Origin of the sequence: Clostridium subterminale (assembly GCF_039521425.1) — a bacterium.
GTDB classification, from domain to species: Bacteria; Bacillota; Clostridia; order Clostridiales; family Clostridiaceae; genus Clostridium_J; species Clostridium_J subterminale.
This window is the reverse complement of record NZ_BAAACI010000006.1, coordinates 291065-308668: the sequence shown is the minus strand read 5'-3', so window position 1 is coordinate 308668 and position 17604 is coordinate 291065. Positions and strand designations below refer to the sequence as shown.

Sequence of the window (17604 nt, the reverse complement as noted above, 5' to 3'; positions counted from 1 at the left end):
CTTATCCCTCCTCTAATTAATTCCAGGTTAGTTTTTCTAGTTCCATATGACTTCTATACCAATTATCCTTTTGTAACATCTCTTCTGGTGTTCCTATATTCTTTACTCTTCCATTCTCTATTCTAACTATTTTATCGCAATCAACTATTGAAGATAATCTATGGGATATAGATAAAATTGTTCTAGTAGTTGATATCTTCTGTAATATGGAAACCACGTTTTCTTCCGTAACTGAATCTAAATTGGCAGTTATTTCATCTAATAATAAAATTGGTGGATTCATAACTATAGCTCTAGCAATAGCAAGTAGTTGCTTTTGTCCCTGTGAAAATAACTTGTCATGCTCTATCATAGTTTCATATCCTTTTTCTAAAGTTAATATATAATCATGTAGTCCTACTAATTTCATTACTAATTCTACATTTTCTTGGGAAATATTCTTATCTTGTAGCGTGACTTGATCTTTAACACTTCCTTCGATAAATGTAAATCCTTGAGATACATAACCAAAAATCTTTCTTTTTTCTTTATTAGGAATACTATATACATCTACTTCATTTATTGTAATGCTACCCTTTGTAGGTTTAATTAGTCCTAAAATTAGCTTAAACAAAGTTGATTTTCCTACTCCTGTTCTTCCTACAACAGTTATTTTTTCACCAGCTACTATATCAAATGAAATCTCTTCTAATACTCTTACACCTTTTGTATAACTAAATGATACATTATTAAATCCTATAGTTACATGTTTAGGATTACTAATTAATGTTTCCTTTTTAAATTTTCTATTTTTATCTTCTTCTTCTCTCTCTTCATAAAACTCATTCACACGCTTTATTCCTGAAATAGCTCTTTGTATATCTTGAAATTCCATACCTAAATTCTCTATAGGCGAAAACAAATTAGAAATTAAATCTATAGAAGCAGCCACCATTCCTAATGAAATACCTATATAGTTAAATTGACTTGAAGATAATATTACAATGATAGAAATTACAATGGCACGTATAAGTTGAATAATTGGAGAGTACACGGAATCAAAATAATTTATTTTTTCCACAGTTTTAAAATTATCTTTTAAATATTCCACATATTTATCTTCCATATACTTTTCTTTACTATAAGTTTTAATCATAGTTATGTTCTTCAAACTTTCAGAAATATGATTATTTACTTTTCCAACTAAAACTCTATTTCTAAACTGAGCCTTTAACATAAGCTTCTGAAAACCTCTAGTTATGAGATAAATTATAGGAATTAATATCAATGTAACTATTCCTAAATAAAAACTAAATATCCAAATGGATGTTAATATTCCTATGATTTTAAAGCAATCTATAATCATTCCGATAATTCCATTAGTAAATAGAGAGTTGATTGTATCTACATCATTTGTGAACAATGAAACTACTTCTCCTGAATCATTATTAGAAAAATACATAGAATTTACTTTTTCTAATTTATACATCATTTCTTTACGTATTTCCTTAGTTATTTTTTGCCCTAAAACTACTAAAAAAGCTTCCTTTATTACATCTAGTATACCTATAAAAATTAATACTAATAAATATATAATTGCTATTCTAAGTAATCCTGTTGTAACTTTATTCATTAAATATTTATCTATGATAACTTTTAAAAGTTGAGGTGGAACCAAACTAAGTATTACTACTCCAATGATTACTAAAACTAAAATTATACAAAATCCAATATTATTTTTAATTACTTTTTTTATGGACTTGCCAACTAATCTATCTTTCACTAATCTCACCTCTTTGTAATTTATAAATAGTAGAATACAATTGAGATTTATTTATTAACTCTTCATGGGTATCACATTCTACCTTCTTATCTTCATGAAACATAATGACCTTATCAACTTGATTAAACATAGTTAGTCGATGAGATATTATTATGATTATACTGTATTTATAATTACTACGTAAGTTATGAATAATTTCACTTTCAGTATTCACATCTATGGCTGAAAATGGATCATCTAAAATAATTACTTTATTTTTATTTAATAAGGCCCTAGCAAGAGATAATCTAGCTTGTTGTCCCCCACTTAATCTAACACCACTACTTCCAACCAAGGTGTTTTGTCCTTGTTCCATACTCTCTAGGTCTTTATTGAAACAAACATCCTTCAATACTTCTTTTATAGACTTATTCTTTCCTAATGTAATATTATTATAGATAGTATCAGATAATAGTTGAGTGTTATGTCCTAAGTAAGATATTATTTCACTTCTTTCATACTCACTATAGTCTCTCAATTCTCTATTATCGATTTTTATACTCCCCTTATAATCATAAATTCCAAGAAGTGCTATACCTAAAGTAGATTTTCCGCTAGCTATAGGTCCAGTAACCCCTATAATTTCTCCAGTTTTACCTTCAAAGTTAATATTTTTAATAACTTCTACCTCTCTACTCGGATAGGAAAAGCTCAAATTTTTCACCTGAATGGTCGTACCTTTTTTATGAATATCAGTAGTCGTATTCTTTACTTCATAATTCTTTAAATAAGGCTTAATTCTAAGCCAAGAAATTCTTGATTTCTGGGCTGAATTAAATAGCTTGGCTGTTTTACTGGCTTTCGTTGTAATTGCTGTAAACATCACCATATATGTGGAAAAATTACCCACAGTCCAGCTCCCTTCAATTACTTTATTACCACCTAGATAAATAACTATAATTATTCCTAATAGAGCTATCACATTATATACAGGCTGCATAGCATTTTCCAAAACACTTGCTTTAACTGCCTTTCTTTGAAGTTCATCTAAATGGTGAAAATACTCTTCTCTATTCTTATCCTCTAATCCATTAATTCTAAATAAAATTGCATTCTCTATACTGTCATAGGTTAAATCGGTTACTACACTACTTTCTTTTCTATAATCTGTAGAATATTTATATATTACTCCCTTTAACACTTCTGCCAATTTCATAGCAACAGGAATGAATAAACAGGATATAAGAGTAATCTTAGCATCATAAGTTATCATAGTAACTAAATAGGCTATCATTAAAACTCCTGTATCAAAAACCTCTGTAGTTACCTTTCTCATACCCTCAACACATAAATCTACATCTGAAATAACCCTAGTCATAAGATTTCCCATATTTTCATCACTGAGTTCATTTATATTTTTACTCATTATGTTGTTATAAATCATAAGACGCATTGTTGCACTTGTACTATTAGCAAATCTTCTCACATAAAATCTTTTAAAGAAACGAGCAAGTTGAATAAATGCAATAGCTCCTATAAATAAAGCTATTCTTATAAATATAATATGTAAGGACTCTTTATTTAATATAGAATCTATTAACTTTCCTTGTAGTATTGGCCCTACAACAGTAGCACCATTGAATACTATTCCAAAAAATATTATCATAGCTACTACTTTTTTTTCTTTTAGCCAATAGTTTTTAATAAGGCTTGGTTCTTTCATAGGCTCAATCTTCAAAGCTCTCATCCACCCCATCCACCTTTTCAATAATATTTTTAAAGTTTGCTCTTCTTTCTGTTTTAGATTTTACATATAATTCTTTTAGTACCTTTAAGAAAATTTCTTTTTCCTCATTATCTATATCTTCCATAAGCCATTGATAGAAATGAGTTTCTGTGGCTATAGCTACATCCTTTACTTCTTTAGTTTTTTCTGTAGGAAATAATCTATTAATTCTCTTATCCTTTTCATCCTTATACCTAACTATATACCCTTTTTTTTCCAAATTTCTTACCAATCTAGTCACTGCTGCCTTATCAATAGCTAATAATCCTCTCAACTCTTCTTGGCTTAAGCCTTCTCTTTTTCTTATATATCTCAAACACATGTATTCAGAAGCACTAAGATTTATACCCCTAAGAACATCATTAGTGTACCTTTGTGCAACTCTTCCGATTTTAGTAATATACCTTTTTGTTTCATCCATAGTGTAACCCCCTACATAATATAGTTGATAAATCAACTATATTAAACATATCAATAAATAGGTTGATATGTCAACTATAATATTGTATATTATTCCATTTATATTCTAAAGTTTTCCTTTATACATGGTATAATATTATATATGATTTAGTTTTTTATAACAAGGAGGTGCTTTCTTGGAGAAAATAATTGAAGTACAGAATCTAAAAAAATCCTATGGTGACATAAAAGCAGTAAATGGAATAGATTTCTATGTTGAAAAAGGGAAACTATTTGCATTTTTAGGTCCTAATGGTGCAGGTAAATCAACTACTATTGATATTATTTGCACATTTTTAAAACCAGATGAAGGCAATGTGTCCATCAATGGTTTTTCCTTAGGAAAAGATGATAATAAAATCCGCTCTATAATTGGAGCTGTATTCCAAGATGGATTATTAGACAATCTATTAACCGTTAAAGAAAATCTTAAAATTCGTGGTAGTTTTTATGGATTAAAGGGTAATGAACTTTCAAAAGCTGTAAATAAAGCAATAGAAATCACTGGCGTTGACGATTTTGCTAAACGTCCTTATGGGAAACTCTCTGGAGGACAAAGACGCAGAGCAGATATCGCAAGAGCTCTTATCAACACTCCCAAAATACTTTTTTTAGATGAACCCACAACAGGACTTGATCCTCAAACTCGTAAAAATGTTTGGGAAACTATACTTAAATTACAAAAAGAAAAAGACATAACAATTTTTCTTACTACTCACTATATGGAGGAAGCCGCAGCTGCTGACTATGTAATTGTTATTGATGATGGAAAAGTATCAGCAAAAGGAACACCATCAGAGCTACGAGAAAAATATTCTAGTGATACTTTAATGCTTTCCTACAAAGATGAGGCTGCTGTTTTCAATATATTGAAATCAACTTCTCTTGATTTTAAAAAGGTTGGTGACCAATTTCTCATAAAAATACCTTCTACCATGGCAGCTCTTCCTATTATTGAACAGTGTAAAAACTATATAACCAGTTTTGAGGTTCATAATGGTACTATGGATGATGCCTTTATTGGAATTACAGGAAAGGAGATTAGAGAATGATTGCATTTGCTAAAAGAAATATTAAATTGTTTTTTCGAGACAAAAGTGCCGTATTTTTCTCCCTTCTAAGCGTCTTTATCATAATTGGTCTTTATGCCTTATTTTTGGGAGATGTTTGGACCAAAAGTCTTACAGAAATATCTAATGCCCGTCCTTTAATGGACTGTTGGATTATGGCTGGATTAATAGCTGTAACCTCAGTAACAACCACCATGGGTTCATTTGGAATTTTAGTTGATGATAAATCCAAAAAAATTTCTAAGGACTTTTATTCTTCCCCAATTAAACGAAGTCATCTTGTTGCTGGCTATGTCATCAGTTCATATGTCATCGGTGTTATAATGAGCATTGTGGCATTTATTCTTGTGCAAGTATACTTCATAATCGGCGGTGGAGAAATGCTTTCAACTGTTGTAATCATTAAAACCTTTGGATTAATCTTACTTTCCACCTTTACAAATACCGCTATTGTTTTATTTATTGTTTCTTTTTTTAAAAGTCAAAATGCCTTTGCAACTGCAAGTACAATTATTGGTACACTTATTGGCTTTTTAACCGGTATTTACTTGCCAATCGGTAGTGTTTCTACCGTTGTTCAGACGATTATAAAATTGTTTCCCGTATCCCATGCCGTAATATTGTTTAGGCAAGTAATTATGGAGAAGCAGTTAGCTATAGCCTTTGAAAATATGCCTGCACAGTACTTAACAGACTTCAATGAAACCATGGGGGTAACTTTTAGCTTCAATGATTATACCGTAACCCCTCTTACTAGTATCATTATTTTAATTGTTACTGCCCTATTATTTTATGGTCTATCAATTTGGAACTTATCACGCAAGAACAAATAATATTAAATATAACTATTTCTATACAAAAAAGGGGTACTGTATAGCATCCCTTTTATATGACTTAAACTTAAAATTATAAATATATTTTATGTATTTCTTATTTAGATTTCACTAAAAATCTATTTTATTATCTTTATAAACTTCCACCTAACTGAGAAAATACGATTTCTTTAGTATTACCATCATAATCTTTTCTTATAAGTACATCTCTTTCATCACATATATATCTCGCACTTTCCTTTTCTAAAATATCCTTAAGAATTTTATCATACTCGTTAGGAAAGTAAAATTTCATAAGTGGAGCTATTATATTTTTATTACTTGAGAAATCACAATAATTCACATAATCTCCTCTTAGCGTTATATTACACCAAGTTGAATTTTCTGTAATTAATATATCATGGTGTTTAAGTCCCCTTAAGTCTGAGCTATATATTAGGGATCCCTGATAATATTCTTTAAAAGAAAACTTCTCCTTTAAAATTTTAAAGTCTTCTAAGAAATTATCTGTAGAACCTTCTTTTCTACCATATTTATCTGAAGCAATTTCAAATTTATCAGAGATACTTTTTATATAAATTTGAGTTCCCTTTACATTTATAGAAAATCCAAATACCTTTCTTAGTACATCGAAGGGTATCCCCGTTTTCCCCTCATTATCTATTATTAATTCATTTAAGGGTAAAACTACAAATTCATCTTCATTTTTATCTGCCACTAGACCTCGCCCCTAACATTTAATTTAACTATTATCATTTATTTCTATATATAATGTTATATTAAATACGATTTCAATACAATATGAATTATTTAAATTTTAATTAACAAAGAGAAGGCTAAAAATATACGCCTTCTCTCTAGTTTGTTGTACTCTATATAAAATTTGGAATTGATAAATATCTCTCTCCAGTATCCGGTAGTAAAACTACAATGATTTTTCCTTCATTTTCTGGTTTATTAGCTAGCTCTGTAGCTGCCTTTAAAGCTGCTCCTGAAGATATCCCAACTAACACCCCTTCTGTATTTGCTAATTCCTTACTCATAGCGAAAGCATCATCATTAGATACTTTTACAATTTCATCATAAACTTCCGTATTTAAAGTATCTGGAATAAATCCAGCCCCTATTCCTTGAATTTTATGAGGACCCGCTTTGCCCTCTGATAACACAGGTGAATCTTCTGGTTCTACTGCTACAACTCTTATATTGGAATTTTTTGATTTTAAGAATTCACCAGTTCCAGTTATAGTTCCACCTGTTCCCACTCCAGCTACAAAAATACCTATTTCGCCATTAGTATCTTCCCAAATTTCTGGTCCTGTAGTAGCCTTATGAATTGCTGGATTAGCTTGATTTATAAATTGTCCTGGAATAAATGAGTTAGGGATTTCACTAGCTAACTCTTCGGCCTTAGCTATTGCACCCTTCATCCCCTTGGCACCCTCAGTTAACACAATCTCAGCTCCATAAGCTTTCATCAAGTTTCTTCTTTCTATACTCATAGTTTCTGGCATTACTAGTTTAATTTTATACCCTCTTGATGATGCTACTGAAGCAAGCCCTATTCCTGTATTTCCGCTAGTTGGTTCAATTATAACAGAATCTTTGTTTAAAATTCCTCTCTCCTCTGCATCATCAATCATAGCCTTTGCTATTCTATCCTTAACACTTCCTGCTGGGTTAAAATATTCTAATTTTGCTACTATAGTTGCCTTTAATTTATACTTTTCATTATAATTCGAAAGCTCTAGTAATGGTGTGTTTCCTATTAATTCTGTTAAACTCCTATAAATTTTTTTCATGATTAATTCCTCCCTTTGTTTTATTAAAATTAAATATTATTTTTATTTAAAGGCTTTGCAGCTATTCCTACTACAGTTGAGTTTTCTTCTGTAGATTGCAGCACTACGGAGTTAGCTCCTATTTTAGTTCCTTTGCCAATATAAATATTCCCTAGAACTTTAGCACCAGCTCCAATAATTACATCATTCCCTATAGTTGGATGCCGCTTTCCCCTTTCATTACCCGTTCCTCCTAATGTAACTCCATGATACATAGTTACATTATCTTTAATTTCTGCTGTTTCACCAATTACCACCCCCATTCCATGATCAATAAATAAACCTTTTCCTATTTTAGCTCCTGGATGTATTTCTATTCCTGTAATAAATCTGCTTATATTTGAAATAAATCTTGCTAAAAAAAATAATTTCTTTCTATATAAAAAATGAGATATCCTATAAAATATGATAGATTTTATGTGAGGATATAATAAAAATATCTCTATCCTACTTCTAGCTGCAGGATCTCTTGGAAAAACTGAGTCTATATCATATTTAAGCGATTTTAAAAATTTCATAATAAATTTCCTCCATAAAATTTTCAATTGTAAGTTTACAAATCAACAATATACTTATTTTTCATTTATATAATCAATTTCATACTATTTTAAAATAAAAAAACCGCCTCTAAGATAAACTTAGAGACGGATAATATCCGCGGTTCCACTCTATTTGGTTTAAAAAATAAACCCCACTCTTCAAGTACTATCATACTCTATTAATATAACGGTTAAAACCGCGATAGCCTACTTAATTCGGTATCGTACTCCAAAGGGCACTTCATATATAATCCCAATAAATATCCTTTCAGCTAATAGATATTCTCTCTGAATCTTCATTACATATTACTTTCCTTCTTCAATGTATTTATTATTTATTTTTACTATTTATTTAATATATTAAATTATATTTTAAATATTAGTAAAAGTCAACTAAGTCTATAAAATATTAAGGATAAACTTAACAATAATTTCTTTAAATTTTAATCCTGTACTTAGTATCATAATATTAAAAACTATATCAATGTGACACCATTTAATAAATATATTTTCCATATTGGATTTACTATAAAATATATATTAATATAAAATAAATGGGGTATCTTTGTTAAGCATACCCCATTCCTTATTACTTAAACTTTTAGATAAGATAAATTAACTTAAAGTCACATTACAGCAGTTTACATAATTTCCAATTACATGGAAAAAGATTCTTTGATTAGAACATATAGGTTCGTTAATTACTGCAGTCATCGGTTGAACAAAATCACCACAAGTAGTACCAGTAGTATTTGTTATTACTTGAGCTATTTGAGCAAGAGTAACTCTTGTTGTACCAACAATTTTATATATTACTACACATACTATGAAAGGCTTGTTAGGACAAAGATTTCTAACCAAAAGATTAAAATTAATTACTCTACCAACTGTTGCAGCATCTATTGCACCTGCTTCATCAATAAGATTTTGTGGACATACGCATGGTGTTAAATCTCTAAATCTATCAGGAAGTATGATACTTTCAGAATCTATAATTATTTCTTCTATATTTTTAGGATTTAAATTTATTTCATTTTCCATAGTTATACCTCTTTTTTTTCAAATATTTTAATTGTATTTTTAAATTCTACTAAACAAAAATATTTTGTTAGGATAAATTTTTCATTTCTTTTTTCGATGTATATTTGAAATAGTCATTTATTAACGACTACTCTTAATTTTATTATATGCAGTTATAATATACTTGCCACATGCTTTTATTTTTTTAAAGCAAATTCCTATTTTGAATTTTTCCCCTTGTAATACAGAAATTATTAATAAGCAAGCAGTAATTGTTTTACCAAGCAATAATATTTGTAGAAATCAGACTACTTAATAGTTATTACTTACAATATCCTATGTTAAAAAGCTTTGGGCTAATGTCATGAATTCTTGTTCCTTAAGATATTTAGTAGATAATGTTGTTGATACGAAAAGGCTATTGAACAATTTCAATAGCCTTTTCGTATATTCATACGTCTTTTTTTCATATATTTCCATATTTAAATTAATACATCTTTACTATTCAAACTGATGTATAACTTGATTTTATCCCAATACTTTTCTAGCTATAGTTACAGATTCATTTGCATCTTTAGCATAATAATCTGCCTGAATCATATTTGCATATTCCTCATTAAGTACTGCGCCTCCAACCATAACTATGCAACCTGGTTTAATTTTTTTTAGTTCACATATGGTTTCTTCCATATTTTTAACGGTAGTAGTCATTAGTGCACTAAGTCCTATAAGTTTAACATTATTCTTAATAACAGCTTCTACTATCTTCTCCTTAGAAACATCTTTTCCTAAATCTATAATTTCATAGTTATAACTTTCTAGAAGTACCTTTACTATATTTTTCCCTATGTCATGTATGTCACCTTTTACAGTGGCTAATACTATCTTTCCCTTTGAAATATCATCATTAGTTCCTTTTCTTAACTTATCTTTTATAACTTGAAAAGAATTTTTTACTGTTTCTGCTGACTGTATTAGTTGTGGAAGGAATATATCTCCTTTTTCATATTTTTCTCCTACAACATCTAAAGCAGGAATTATATATTCATTTACTACTTCTAGTGGCTCTTTATATTCTAATAGCTTTACTGTAGCTATTTTAGCTTCTTCTCTTATACCTTTTAATATTATTTTAAATAAATCATACTGGATATTATTTGAATCTTTTATCACAATTTCTTGTTCTTTAGATATATTTTTATTATGTTCTAAATATTCCTTTGCTCCCTTATCTTCATTCCATAAAACCTTGGATGCTGCTATTGTGTTCATCATTTCCTTGTTTAATGGATTTATTATAGGTAAATCTAAACCTGCAAATAAACTTGCTGCTAAAAATGTTCTATTTAAAATATCTCTATTAGGTAATCCAAAGGATATATTGGATACTCCAAGTACAGTCTTTACATTTAACTTCTCTTTTACTAATGAAAGTGCTTTTAAAGTTTCTTTAACATCTTCCTGTTGAGCAGCGGCTGTTAATGTTAAGCAATCTATATATATATCCTTTCTATCTATCCCATATCTTTCTGCTGTTTTTACTATTTTTTCAGCTATTCTAAATCTTTCTTCTCCACTTGAAGGTATTCCTCTATCATCTAAAGTAAGCCCCACGACAGCAGCTCCATATTTTTTTACTATAGGTAATATACTTTCCAAAACCTTATTTTCTCCATTTACAGAATTAACTATGGCCTTACCATTATAATATCTTAAGCCCATTTCTATAGCTTTAGGATTGGTAGAATCTATTTGAAGAGGTACGTCTAATATGGATTGTATTTCTTTAATAACCTTAACCATTGTTTCTTCTTCATTTATTTCAGGAAGTCCTACATTAACATCTAGAATATGAGCTCCTGCATCAACTTGAGCTATAGCCTCTACTAAAACATAGTCTAAATCTCCATTTTTTAATGCTTCCTTAAATAATTTTTTACCTGTAGGATTTATCCTTTCTCCTATTACCTTTACCTGATCAAGAATTACTGCTTTAGTAGAAGTACATACACAACTTAAAGGACTATATTTCTTATATTTTATTTCTACATACTTTAAAGCTTTAACTAGACTTTCTATATGTCTATCTGTTGTACCACAGCATCCTCCTATTACCTTTACGCCTTTCTCTTTAAACTTAGCTCCATAAAGTGCAAATTCTTCAGGCAAAATATTAAATACCGTATCACCGTTTATAATATTAGGTAATCCTGCATTAGGTTGAACCATTACAGGAACTTTAGATATATTTAATATTTCGTTTATTATAGGCTCTATTTCTCTAGGTCCTAAAGAACAGTTAACTCCAAGAGCATCTACTCCTAACCCTTCTAGTACCATTACCATAGATGTGGCATTGCATCCTGTGAAAGTTCTCTTATCTACCTCAAAGCTCATTGTACAAAATACTGGCAAATCTGAATTTTCCTTAGCTGCTAGTACTGCGGCCTTTGCTTCATATAAGTCTGTCATTGTTTCTATTAATATTAAATCAACTCCACTTTTTACGCCCTGAGTAACTTGCCTTTTAAAAATATTATAGGCTTCATCAAATGTTAATGTCCCCATAGGCTCTAATAGTTCACCAATGGGACCTATATCTAAAGCTACATATGCATCTTTATTCTCAGTAGCTATCTTTGCATTTTCTACTGCTGAATGGATTATTTGTTCTACACTAAAATTGCTATTTTTCAGCTTAACTTCGTTAGCTCCAAAGGTGTTGGTAGTAATAATATTTGCACCAGCCTTAATATAACTTTTGTGTATTTCAATTATTACTTTGGAATCAGTAATATTCAAGATTTCTGGTAATTCACCTAACTTTAATCCACTACTTTGCAACATAGTACCCATGGCACCATCAAATATTAAAATTCCTTCTTCTAATCTTTCTTTAACTTCCACATCTACCATCCCCTTTTCTAAACATACAATTAGAATATTTATTACAATCTAAACAGCTTGCTCTTTTTATACTGTTATTCTCACTTTTAACAACCCCTACTATGGCTGTAACAGATTTTCTTGGTATTAAAATGCTATCGGAGGATGCAGTAAGCCCTATAGATTTTTCCGCGCTGAGAATAGTCAAAAATTTTTTTTGTATATCTATAGGTAAATCTCCGTATCCAGGACTATATCTTGATGTTAATGTGCTATTTTCCTTTTGTACAACTTCCTCTAACTCTTCACATATCCTATCACAAAGTTCTTCTATAGCTGTTGTAGCACAAGCGTCCAGGATTACTGCTTTGGTCATACTTATCTTTTCATAATATCTTATTTTTGCATCTACACTATTTCCTAAAGTTACTGCCATTAAGGCACAGATTTCTGATTTATCTAAATGCTTTTTAATATCCTCTCCAATTAAACTAAAATTGCTATTACTTAGATATATTTTATCCTCTTCTCTCATAATGCTAAAGAATTTATATATATACCTAACTTTAATTAAACTTCTCATTTCACCCATTAATTCTTCAATTAAATCATTAGTAGCTTTATCTAAAACCTGATTTCTATAGCCTAAATATCGTAAAACCTCATCTTTATTTTGTGGAACTTTATTCATTGACAAACTCCACCTCCCCTACTCATTAACTATACTATAAATTAAATTACTTGCTTTTTATTTATAGAATTTAGTATTGATCCAATGCTATTAGTTATCCTTTTAGCTATATATGGATTATTCATTGTGTAAAGGTGTATTCCCCTTACTCCTGTAGAAACTAAGTCTACTATTTGTTCTAATGCATACGCAATTCCTGCATCCCTTAGTGCATCTTTATCGTGCTCATATTTATTTATTACTTTTATAAATTTAGAAGGAAGAGTAGCTCCACAAAGGGAAACTATCCTTTCAATTTGCATTTTATTTGTTACAGGCATTATACCTGCCTGGATAGGTATTTTTATATTATTTTGCTCTACCTTATTTAAAAATTTATAAAAATAATTATTATCAAAGAAAAGCTGAGAGATTAAATAATCTGTTCCTGCATTTTCCTTTAACTTTAATACATCAATATCCTTATCTATGTTCTTACTTTCAATATGTCCTTCAGGATAGCATGCTGCTGCTATCCCAAATTCTTTTGTTTCCTTTATATGATTTATGAGCTCTTGAGAATTATTAAACTCCCCTATCGAATGATTTCCTTCAAGTACATCTCCCCTTAAGGCTAATATATTTTCTACTCCTTTTGCATTTAAGTTTTCTAGCATTTCACTTACCTCATTTTTAGTAGAGCCTATACAAGTTAAATGTGCTAAAGCTTCTATACCATATCTGTTTTTAACTAAAGATGATAACTGACATGTTCTATTGTTATTAACACTTCCACCTGCTCCGTAGGTAATACTAATATAGTCAGGATTTAAACCATGCAACCCCTCTAAAGTATCATATATAGTCTCTATTGGTGATGTGGGTTTAGGTGGAAATATTTCAAAAGAAAAAACCACTTCTTTTTCCTTAAATAATTGTTTTATATGCATTTTTTATACCTCCTTTTAGAATAATACAAAACTATATAAGATTTAAATAGTTTATTTTATATTCTTATATTTCTTCATTTTCTCTAATGAAAATATTTAATTATTCTTTTACTTAAATTAATTTATTTTAAAATCTTTCTTATTTAATAGCAGCATAAAATTCATCATTTATTGAACTTTTAATATTACTAATAAATTTATTTATCTTTCTAGATTCTATATTTTCAGTAGTAAATATAATGTTGTCACCTGTTTTAATTATTTTATCTGCTATTTTTTCTTCTTTAATAAGGTTTAATACCTTCTCATTTAATCCGCACTTAGGACTTAATCTTATATAATATCTTTCTTTAACTAAATCTGTATTATTGCATAATTTATATTCTTCCTCATTTATTCCACAACTTTGATAATTATTATATATAATATCAAGGACATCACTTACCACAGCATTTGCTGTAGGTAGTTTACCAGCACCTTCACCATAAAATTTCAGCTCTCCTATGTCATTCCCAATAATAGATACTAAATTATTAGCATCCTCTACCTTTGCATAAAATGAATCCTTAGACAAAATATTAGGTTCTACAGATAAATAATAGTTATTGTCTTTAAAAGAAGCCTTTGCTAATAGTTTTACAGTATATCCTAATTCATTTATTTTCTTTGTATCTACTGACTTAATAGTTCTAATTCCTCTACAGTTAATATCTTCTTCCTTTATTTCTCTTTTAAAGGCTATAGTAGATAGAATTGCTAATTTTCTTCTCACATCATATCCATCAATATCATCTGTTGGATCTGCTTCAGCATAGCCTAACTTTTGGGCAATATCTAAGGCCTCAGTAAAGTCTAAGTTTTCTCTAATCATCTTGCTTAATATGAAATTAGAAGTACCGTTTAATATACTATTTATCTCTTCAATATCATTTAAGGTTGCTTGTTGCTTTAAAGGTTTAACAATAGGAACTCCACCTGCCACACTAGCTTCATATAAGAATGCTCTTTTATTTTTATTTGCTAAATCTATAAGCTCCTTCATATGCTTTGCAACCACCGCTTTATTGGCAGTTATTACATGTTTACCTGTAGTTAAAGCATATTTTATATATTCATAGGCTTCTTTTATACCTCCTATGGCTTCTATAACTATATCTATATCAGTATCATCTAAAATAAAATAAGCATTATCCGTTAATTTATTTTTACATTCCTTTATACTTCTATCCTTATTTATATCTTTAATAAGAATTTTATTTATGGACAGCTCTTCACCTACTAATGACCTAAAAAAATCTTTTCTTTTATTTATAATTTCATAAACTCCTGTGCCTACAGTTCCAAATCCTAATAATCCTATATTCATAAAAATCTCACTCCTCATTTAATATAATTAGTTACATGTTTTAACTTTTAACTAAACATTCCCTTATCCAATTTGTAAATAAACGCTGTGAATAACTACTCCAATCTAAGTTAGTTTTTTTACTTGAATCATCATTAGGAAAATAATTTTTAGGTAAGTTTATATTTAGTCCATTTTTTATATCTCTTTCATATTCCTCTTTTAAAGTATACTGATCATACTCAGGATGCCCTGTAATATAAATTTGTTTTCTATCTTTAGTGCTTAACATATAAATACCAGCTTCTTCTGATTCACATAAGACTTCTAATTCTTTTATTTTTTCTATATCTTGTTTTCTAACTTTTCCATATCTTGAATGAGGAACTATAAATCCATCATTAAATTCTTTTAATAGGGGCGAATTTTTATTTACTACTACATGAGAAAAAACTCCGAATATCTTTTCTGTCGTTACACATTTATTTATCCCATAATTGTGATATAATCCTGCTATAGCAGCCCAACATATATACAAGGTTGACTTTACTTTTTTGTTAGAATAATCAATTACTCTCTTTAGTTCCTCCCAGTATTCGATATCATTAAAATCTAAAAATTCTAAGGGAGCTCCAGTAATAATAATCCCTTCATAACTACTATTTTCTATCTGCCTCAGGGATTTATAATATCTCTCTAAATAGGTTTTATCTATATTTTGTGGAGTATGTGATTCCATATACAAGAAATCCACCTTTATATTTATATTCATATTGCCAAATATATTTAGAAACTGAAATTCTGTTTCACATTTTTTAGGCATTAAGTTTACAACTAAAATACATATCACATCTGAATGGTAACTGTGTGAAGTATCCTCTATTTGGATTCCATGATTAATTAACTTATTAACTGATAAAAGATTTTTATCTACTATTAAGGACATTCCATCACCATTTCTTTAAAACTGCTTTTTTAAGAGCTTGATCTATATCTTCTATAAGGTCATCTACATCTTCTATTCCAATAGACAGTCTTATCATATCTGGTGTAACTCCAGCATTTAATTGTTCTTTTTCATTTAGTTGGGCATGAGTAGTACTTGATGGATGTATTACAAGGGATTTAGCATCTGCAACATTAGCAAGATGTGAAAATATATTCAATGATTCAATAAATCTTGCACCTTCTTTTACTCCACCTTTTATACCAAATGTAAATATGGAACCAACACCCCTTGGAAAATATTTTTCTGAAAGAGTATAATATTTATTCCCTTCTAAGCTAGGATAATTTACCCAAGACACAAATGGATTTTGTTGTAAAAACTCTGCAATTTTTTTAGCATTTGACACATGCCTTTCTACTCTCAATGAAAGAGTTTCTAGTCCTTGTAAAAATAAAAATGAGTTAAAAGGACTTAAAGATGCTCCTGTATCTCTTAAAAGTTGTACTCTTGCTTTTACAATATAAGCTGTTGCTCCTATATCTTTAGCATATACTATGCCGTTATAACTAGCGTCTGGTTTGTTAAACTCTGGGAATTTGGAATTATTCAACCATTGAAAATTTCCGGAATCTACAATTATTCCACCTATTGAAGTTCCATGTCCACCTATAAACTTTGTTGCAGAATGAACTACAATATCAGCTCCATGTTCTATTGGACGTATAAGATATGGTGTCCCAAATGTATTATCTACAATTAGGGGTATGTTGTGCTCATGAGCAATGTTAGCCACCTCTTCAATATCAATAAGATTTATTCCTGGGTTTCCTATGGTTTCGATATAAATTGCCTTAGTTTTGTCATTTATAGACTCTCTAAAATTTTCTATAACATCTGGGTTTACAAATACGGTTTTAATACCTAACTTAGTAAGAGTTGTGGATAAAAGATTATATGTGCCTCCATATAAAGTGCTAACTGCAACTATTTCATCTCCTGCTCCTGCGATATTAATTATGGCATATGTGATTGCAGCAGAACCGGATGCAACTGCAAGAGCACCCACACCACCTTCTAAAGCTGCCACTCTTTTTTCAAAAACATCCGTTGTTGGATTCATTATTCTAGTGTAAATATTTCCTTCTTCCTTTAAAGCAAATAGGTTAGCTCCATGCTCAACGCTATTAAAAACATAGGATGTAGTCTGGTATATGGGAATTGCTCTAGAGCCTGTTACACTATCTACTTCCTGACCTCCATGAACTTGTAACGTATCAAATTTTAATTTTCTTTTTACCACTTTAATCTCTCCTTAAAATATTTTTATTAGATAACATAAAATCCCCTTTCATCTAAATTTAAATAATCTAGATGAAAGGGGATTTACATACAAGGGTACCCATGTTATAGTTCCCTCTCATCTTTCTCTAAATTTATAAACAGAGTTCTTGCTTCAGAGGGAGTTTTTACTCCCAATGAAGCTTAGAAATCGTTATCCAGGGACGTAGCAGTTCT

At 29.6% G+C, this 17604-nt stretch carries 15 protein-coding genes and 1 other annotated feature; of the genes, 2 read left to right on the top strand and 13 right to left on the bottom strand.

The features are described from left to right. Nucleotides 1–16 precede the first annotated feature (16 nt). Genes ABDZ93_RS10365 through ABDZ93_RS10355 form a run of 3 tightly spaced genes read right to left on the bottom strand, consistent with a single transcriptional unit; the run spans nucleotide 17 to nucleotide 3948 of the window. The gene (locus ABDZ93_RS10365; RefSeq protein ID WP_343826108.1) at nucleotides 17–1762 is read right to left on the bottom strand and encodes an ABC transporter ATP-binding protein; all 1746 of its coding nucleotides are present in this window, start codon (nucleotides 1760–1762) and stop codon (nucleotides 17–19) included. Continuing rightward, nucleotides 1752–3488 (bottom strand): ABC transporter ATP-binding protein, encoded by a 1737-nt coding sequence (locus ABDZ93_RS10360; protein ID WP_343826106.1) that lies wholly within the window; start codon nucleotides 3486–3488, stop codon nucleotides 1752–1754. The genes ABDZ93_RS10365 and ABDZ93_RS10360 overlap by 11 nt, the downstream gene beginning before the upstream one ends. After that, complete coding sequence (locus ABDZ93_RS10355; RefSeq protein WP_343826105.1) at nucleotides 3469–3948, bottom strand: MarR family winged helix-turn-helix transcriptional regulator; 480 nt, start codon at nucleotides 3946–3948, stop codon at nucleotides 3469–3471. The genes ABDZ93_RS10360 and ABDZ93_RS10355 overlap by 20 nt, the downstream gene beginning before the upstream one ends. Nucleotides 3949–4123: 175 nt before the next feature. Here ABDZ93_RS10355 and ABDZ93_RS10350 point away from each other — a divergent pair, with 175 nt between their 5' ends. After that, entirely contained in the window at nucleotides 4124–5038 is a 915-nt protein-coding gene (locus tag ABDZ93_RS10350) for an ABC transporter ATP-binding protein (RefSeq protein ID WP_343826104.1), read from the top strand. Next, the gene (locus ABDZ93_RS10345) at nucleotides 5035–5889 is read left to right on the top strand and encodes an ABC transporter permease (RefSeq protein ID WP_343826103.1); all 855 of its coding nucleotides are present in this window, start codon (nucleotides 5035–5037) and stop codon (nucleotides 5887–5889) included. The genes ABDZ93_RS10350 and ABDZ93_RS10345 overlap by 4 nt, the downstream gene beginning before the upstream one ends. A gap of 133 nt (nucleotides 5890–6022) precedes the next feature. Here the strand turns inward: ABDZ93_RS10345 and ABDZ93_RS10340 are convergent, their stop codons facing one another. The 10 genes from ABDZ93_RS10340 to ABDZ93_RS10295 all read right to left on the bottom strand — a co-directional run bounded on the left by ABDZ93_RS10340 (nucleotide 6023) and on the right by ABDZ93_RS10295 (nucleotide 17389). Beyond that, the gene (locus ABDZ93_RS10340) at nucleotides 6023–6607 is read right to left on the bottom strand and encodes a hypothetical protein (RefSeq protein ID WP_343826102.1); all 585 of its coding nucleotides are present in this window, start codon (nucleotides 6605–6607) and stop codon (nucleotides 6023–6025) included. Nucleotides 6608–6761: 154 nt separating this feature from the next. Continuing rightward, nucleotides 6762–7691, bottom strand: coding sequence for a cysteine synthase A (gene cysK / locus ABDZ93_RS10335; protein ID WP_343826101.1), 930 nt, complete (start codon nucleotides 7689–7691; stop codon nucleotides 6762–6764). Between the two features lie 29 nt (nucleotides 7692–7720). Continuing rightward, a complete protein-coding gene (gene epsC / locus ABDZ93_RS10330; RefSeq protein ID WP_343826100.1) occupies nucleotides 7721–8248 on the bottom strand; it encodes a serine O-acetyltransferase EpsC in 528 nt (175 codons plus the stop codon). A 119-nt stretch (nucleotides 8249–8367) separates the two neighbouring features. Next, nucleotides 8368–8601, bottom strand: a binding site (T-box leader). A 283-nt stretch (nucleotides 8602–8884) separates the two neighbouring features. Further along, nucleotides 8885–9310 (bottom strand): hypothetical protein, encoded by a 426-nt coding sequence (locus ABDZ93_RS10325; protein ID WP_343826099.1) that lies wholly within the window; start codon nucleotides 9308–9310, stop codon nucleotides 8885–8887. A gap of 507 nt (nucleotides 9311–9817) precedes the next feature. Continuing rightward, on the bottom strand, nucleotides 9818–12196 hold the full coding sequence (locus ABDZ93_RS10320) for a homocysteine S-methyltransferase family protein (protein WP_343826098.1): 2379 nt from the start codon (nucleotides 12194–12196) through the stop codon (nucleotides 9818–9820). After that, entirely contained in the window at nucleotides 12186–12866 is a 681-nt protein-coding gene (locus tag ABDZ93_RS10315) for a methionine synthase (RefSeq protein WP_343826986.1), read from the bottom strand. The genes ABDZ93_RS10320 and ABDZ93_RS10315 overlap by 11 nt, the downstream gene beginning before the upstream one ends. A 41-nt stretch (nucleotides 12867–12907) precedes the next feature. Beyond that, complete coding sequence (gene metF / locus ABDZ93_RS10310) at nucleotides 12908–13795, bottom strand: methylenetetrahydrofolate reductase [NAD(P)H] (protein WP_343826097.1); 888 nt, start codon at nucleotides 13793–13795, stop codon at nucleotides 12908–12910. 139 nt (nucleotides 13796–13934) lie between these two features. Next, nucleotides 13935–15161: a homoserine dehydrogenase gene (locus ABDZ93_RS10305; RefSeq protein ID WP_343826096.1), complete on the bottom strand. Its 1227-nt coding sequence runs from the start codon at nucleotides 15159–15161 to the stop codon at nucleotides 13935–13937. 40 nt (nucleotides 15162–15201) lie between these two features. Continuing rightward, nucleotides 15202–16086 carry a homoserine O-acetyltransferase/O-succinyltransferase family protein gene (locus tag ABDZ93_RS10300; protein ID WP_343826095.1) on the bottom strand — a complete coding sequence of 295 codons (885 nt, stop codon included), beginning with the start codon at nucleotides 16084–16086 and terminating at the stop codon, nucleotides 15202–15204. 4 nt (nucleotides 16087–16090) lie between these two features. Then, on the bottom strand, nucleotides 16091–17389 hold the full coding sequence (locus ABDZ93_RS10295) for an O-acetylhomoserine aminocarboxypropyltransferase/cysteine synthase family protein (protein ID WP_343826093.1): 1299 nt from the start codon (nucleotides 17387–17389) through the stop codon (nucleotides 16091–16093). Nucleotides 17390–17604 lie beyond the last annotated feature (215 nt).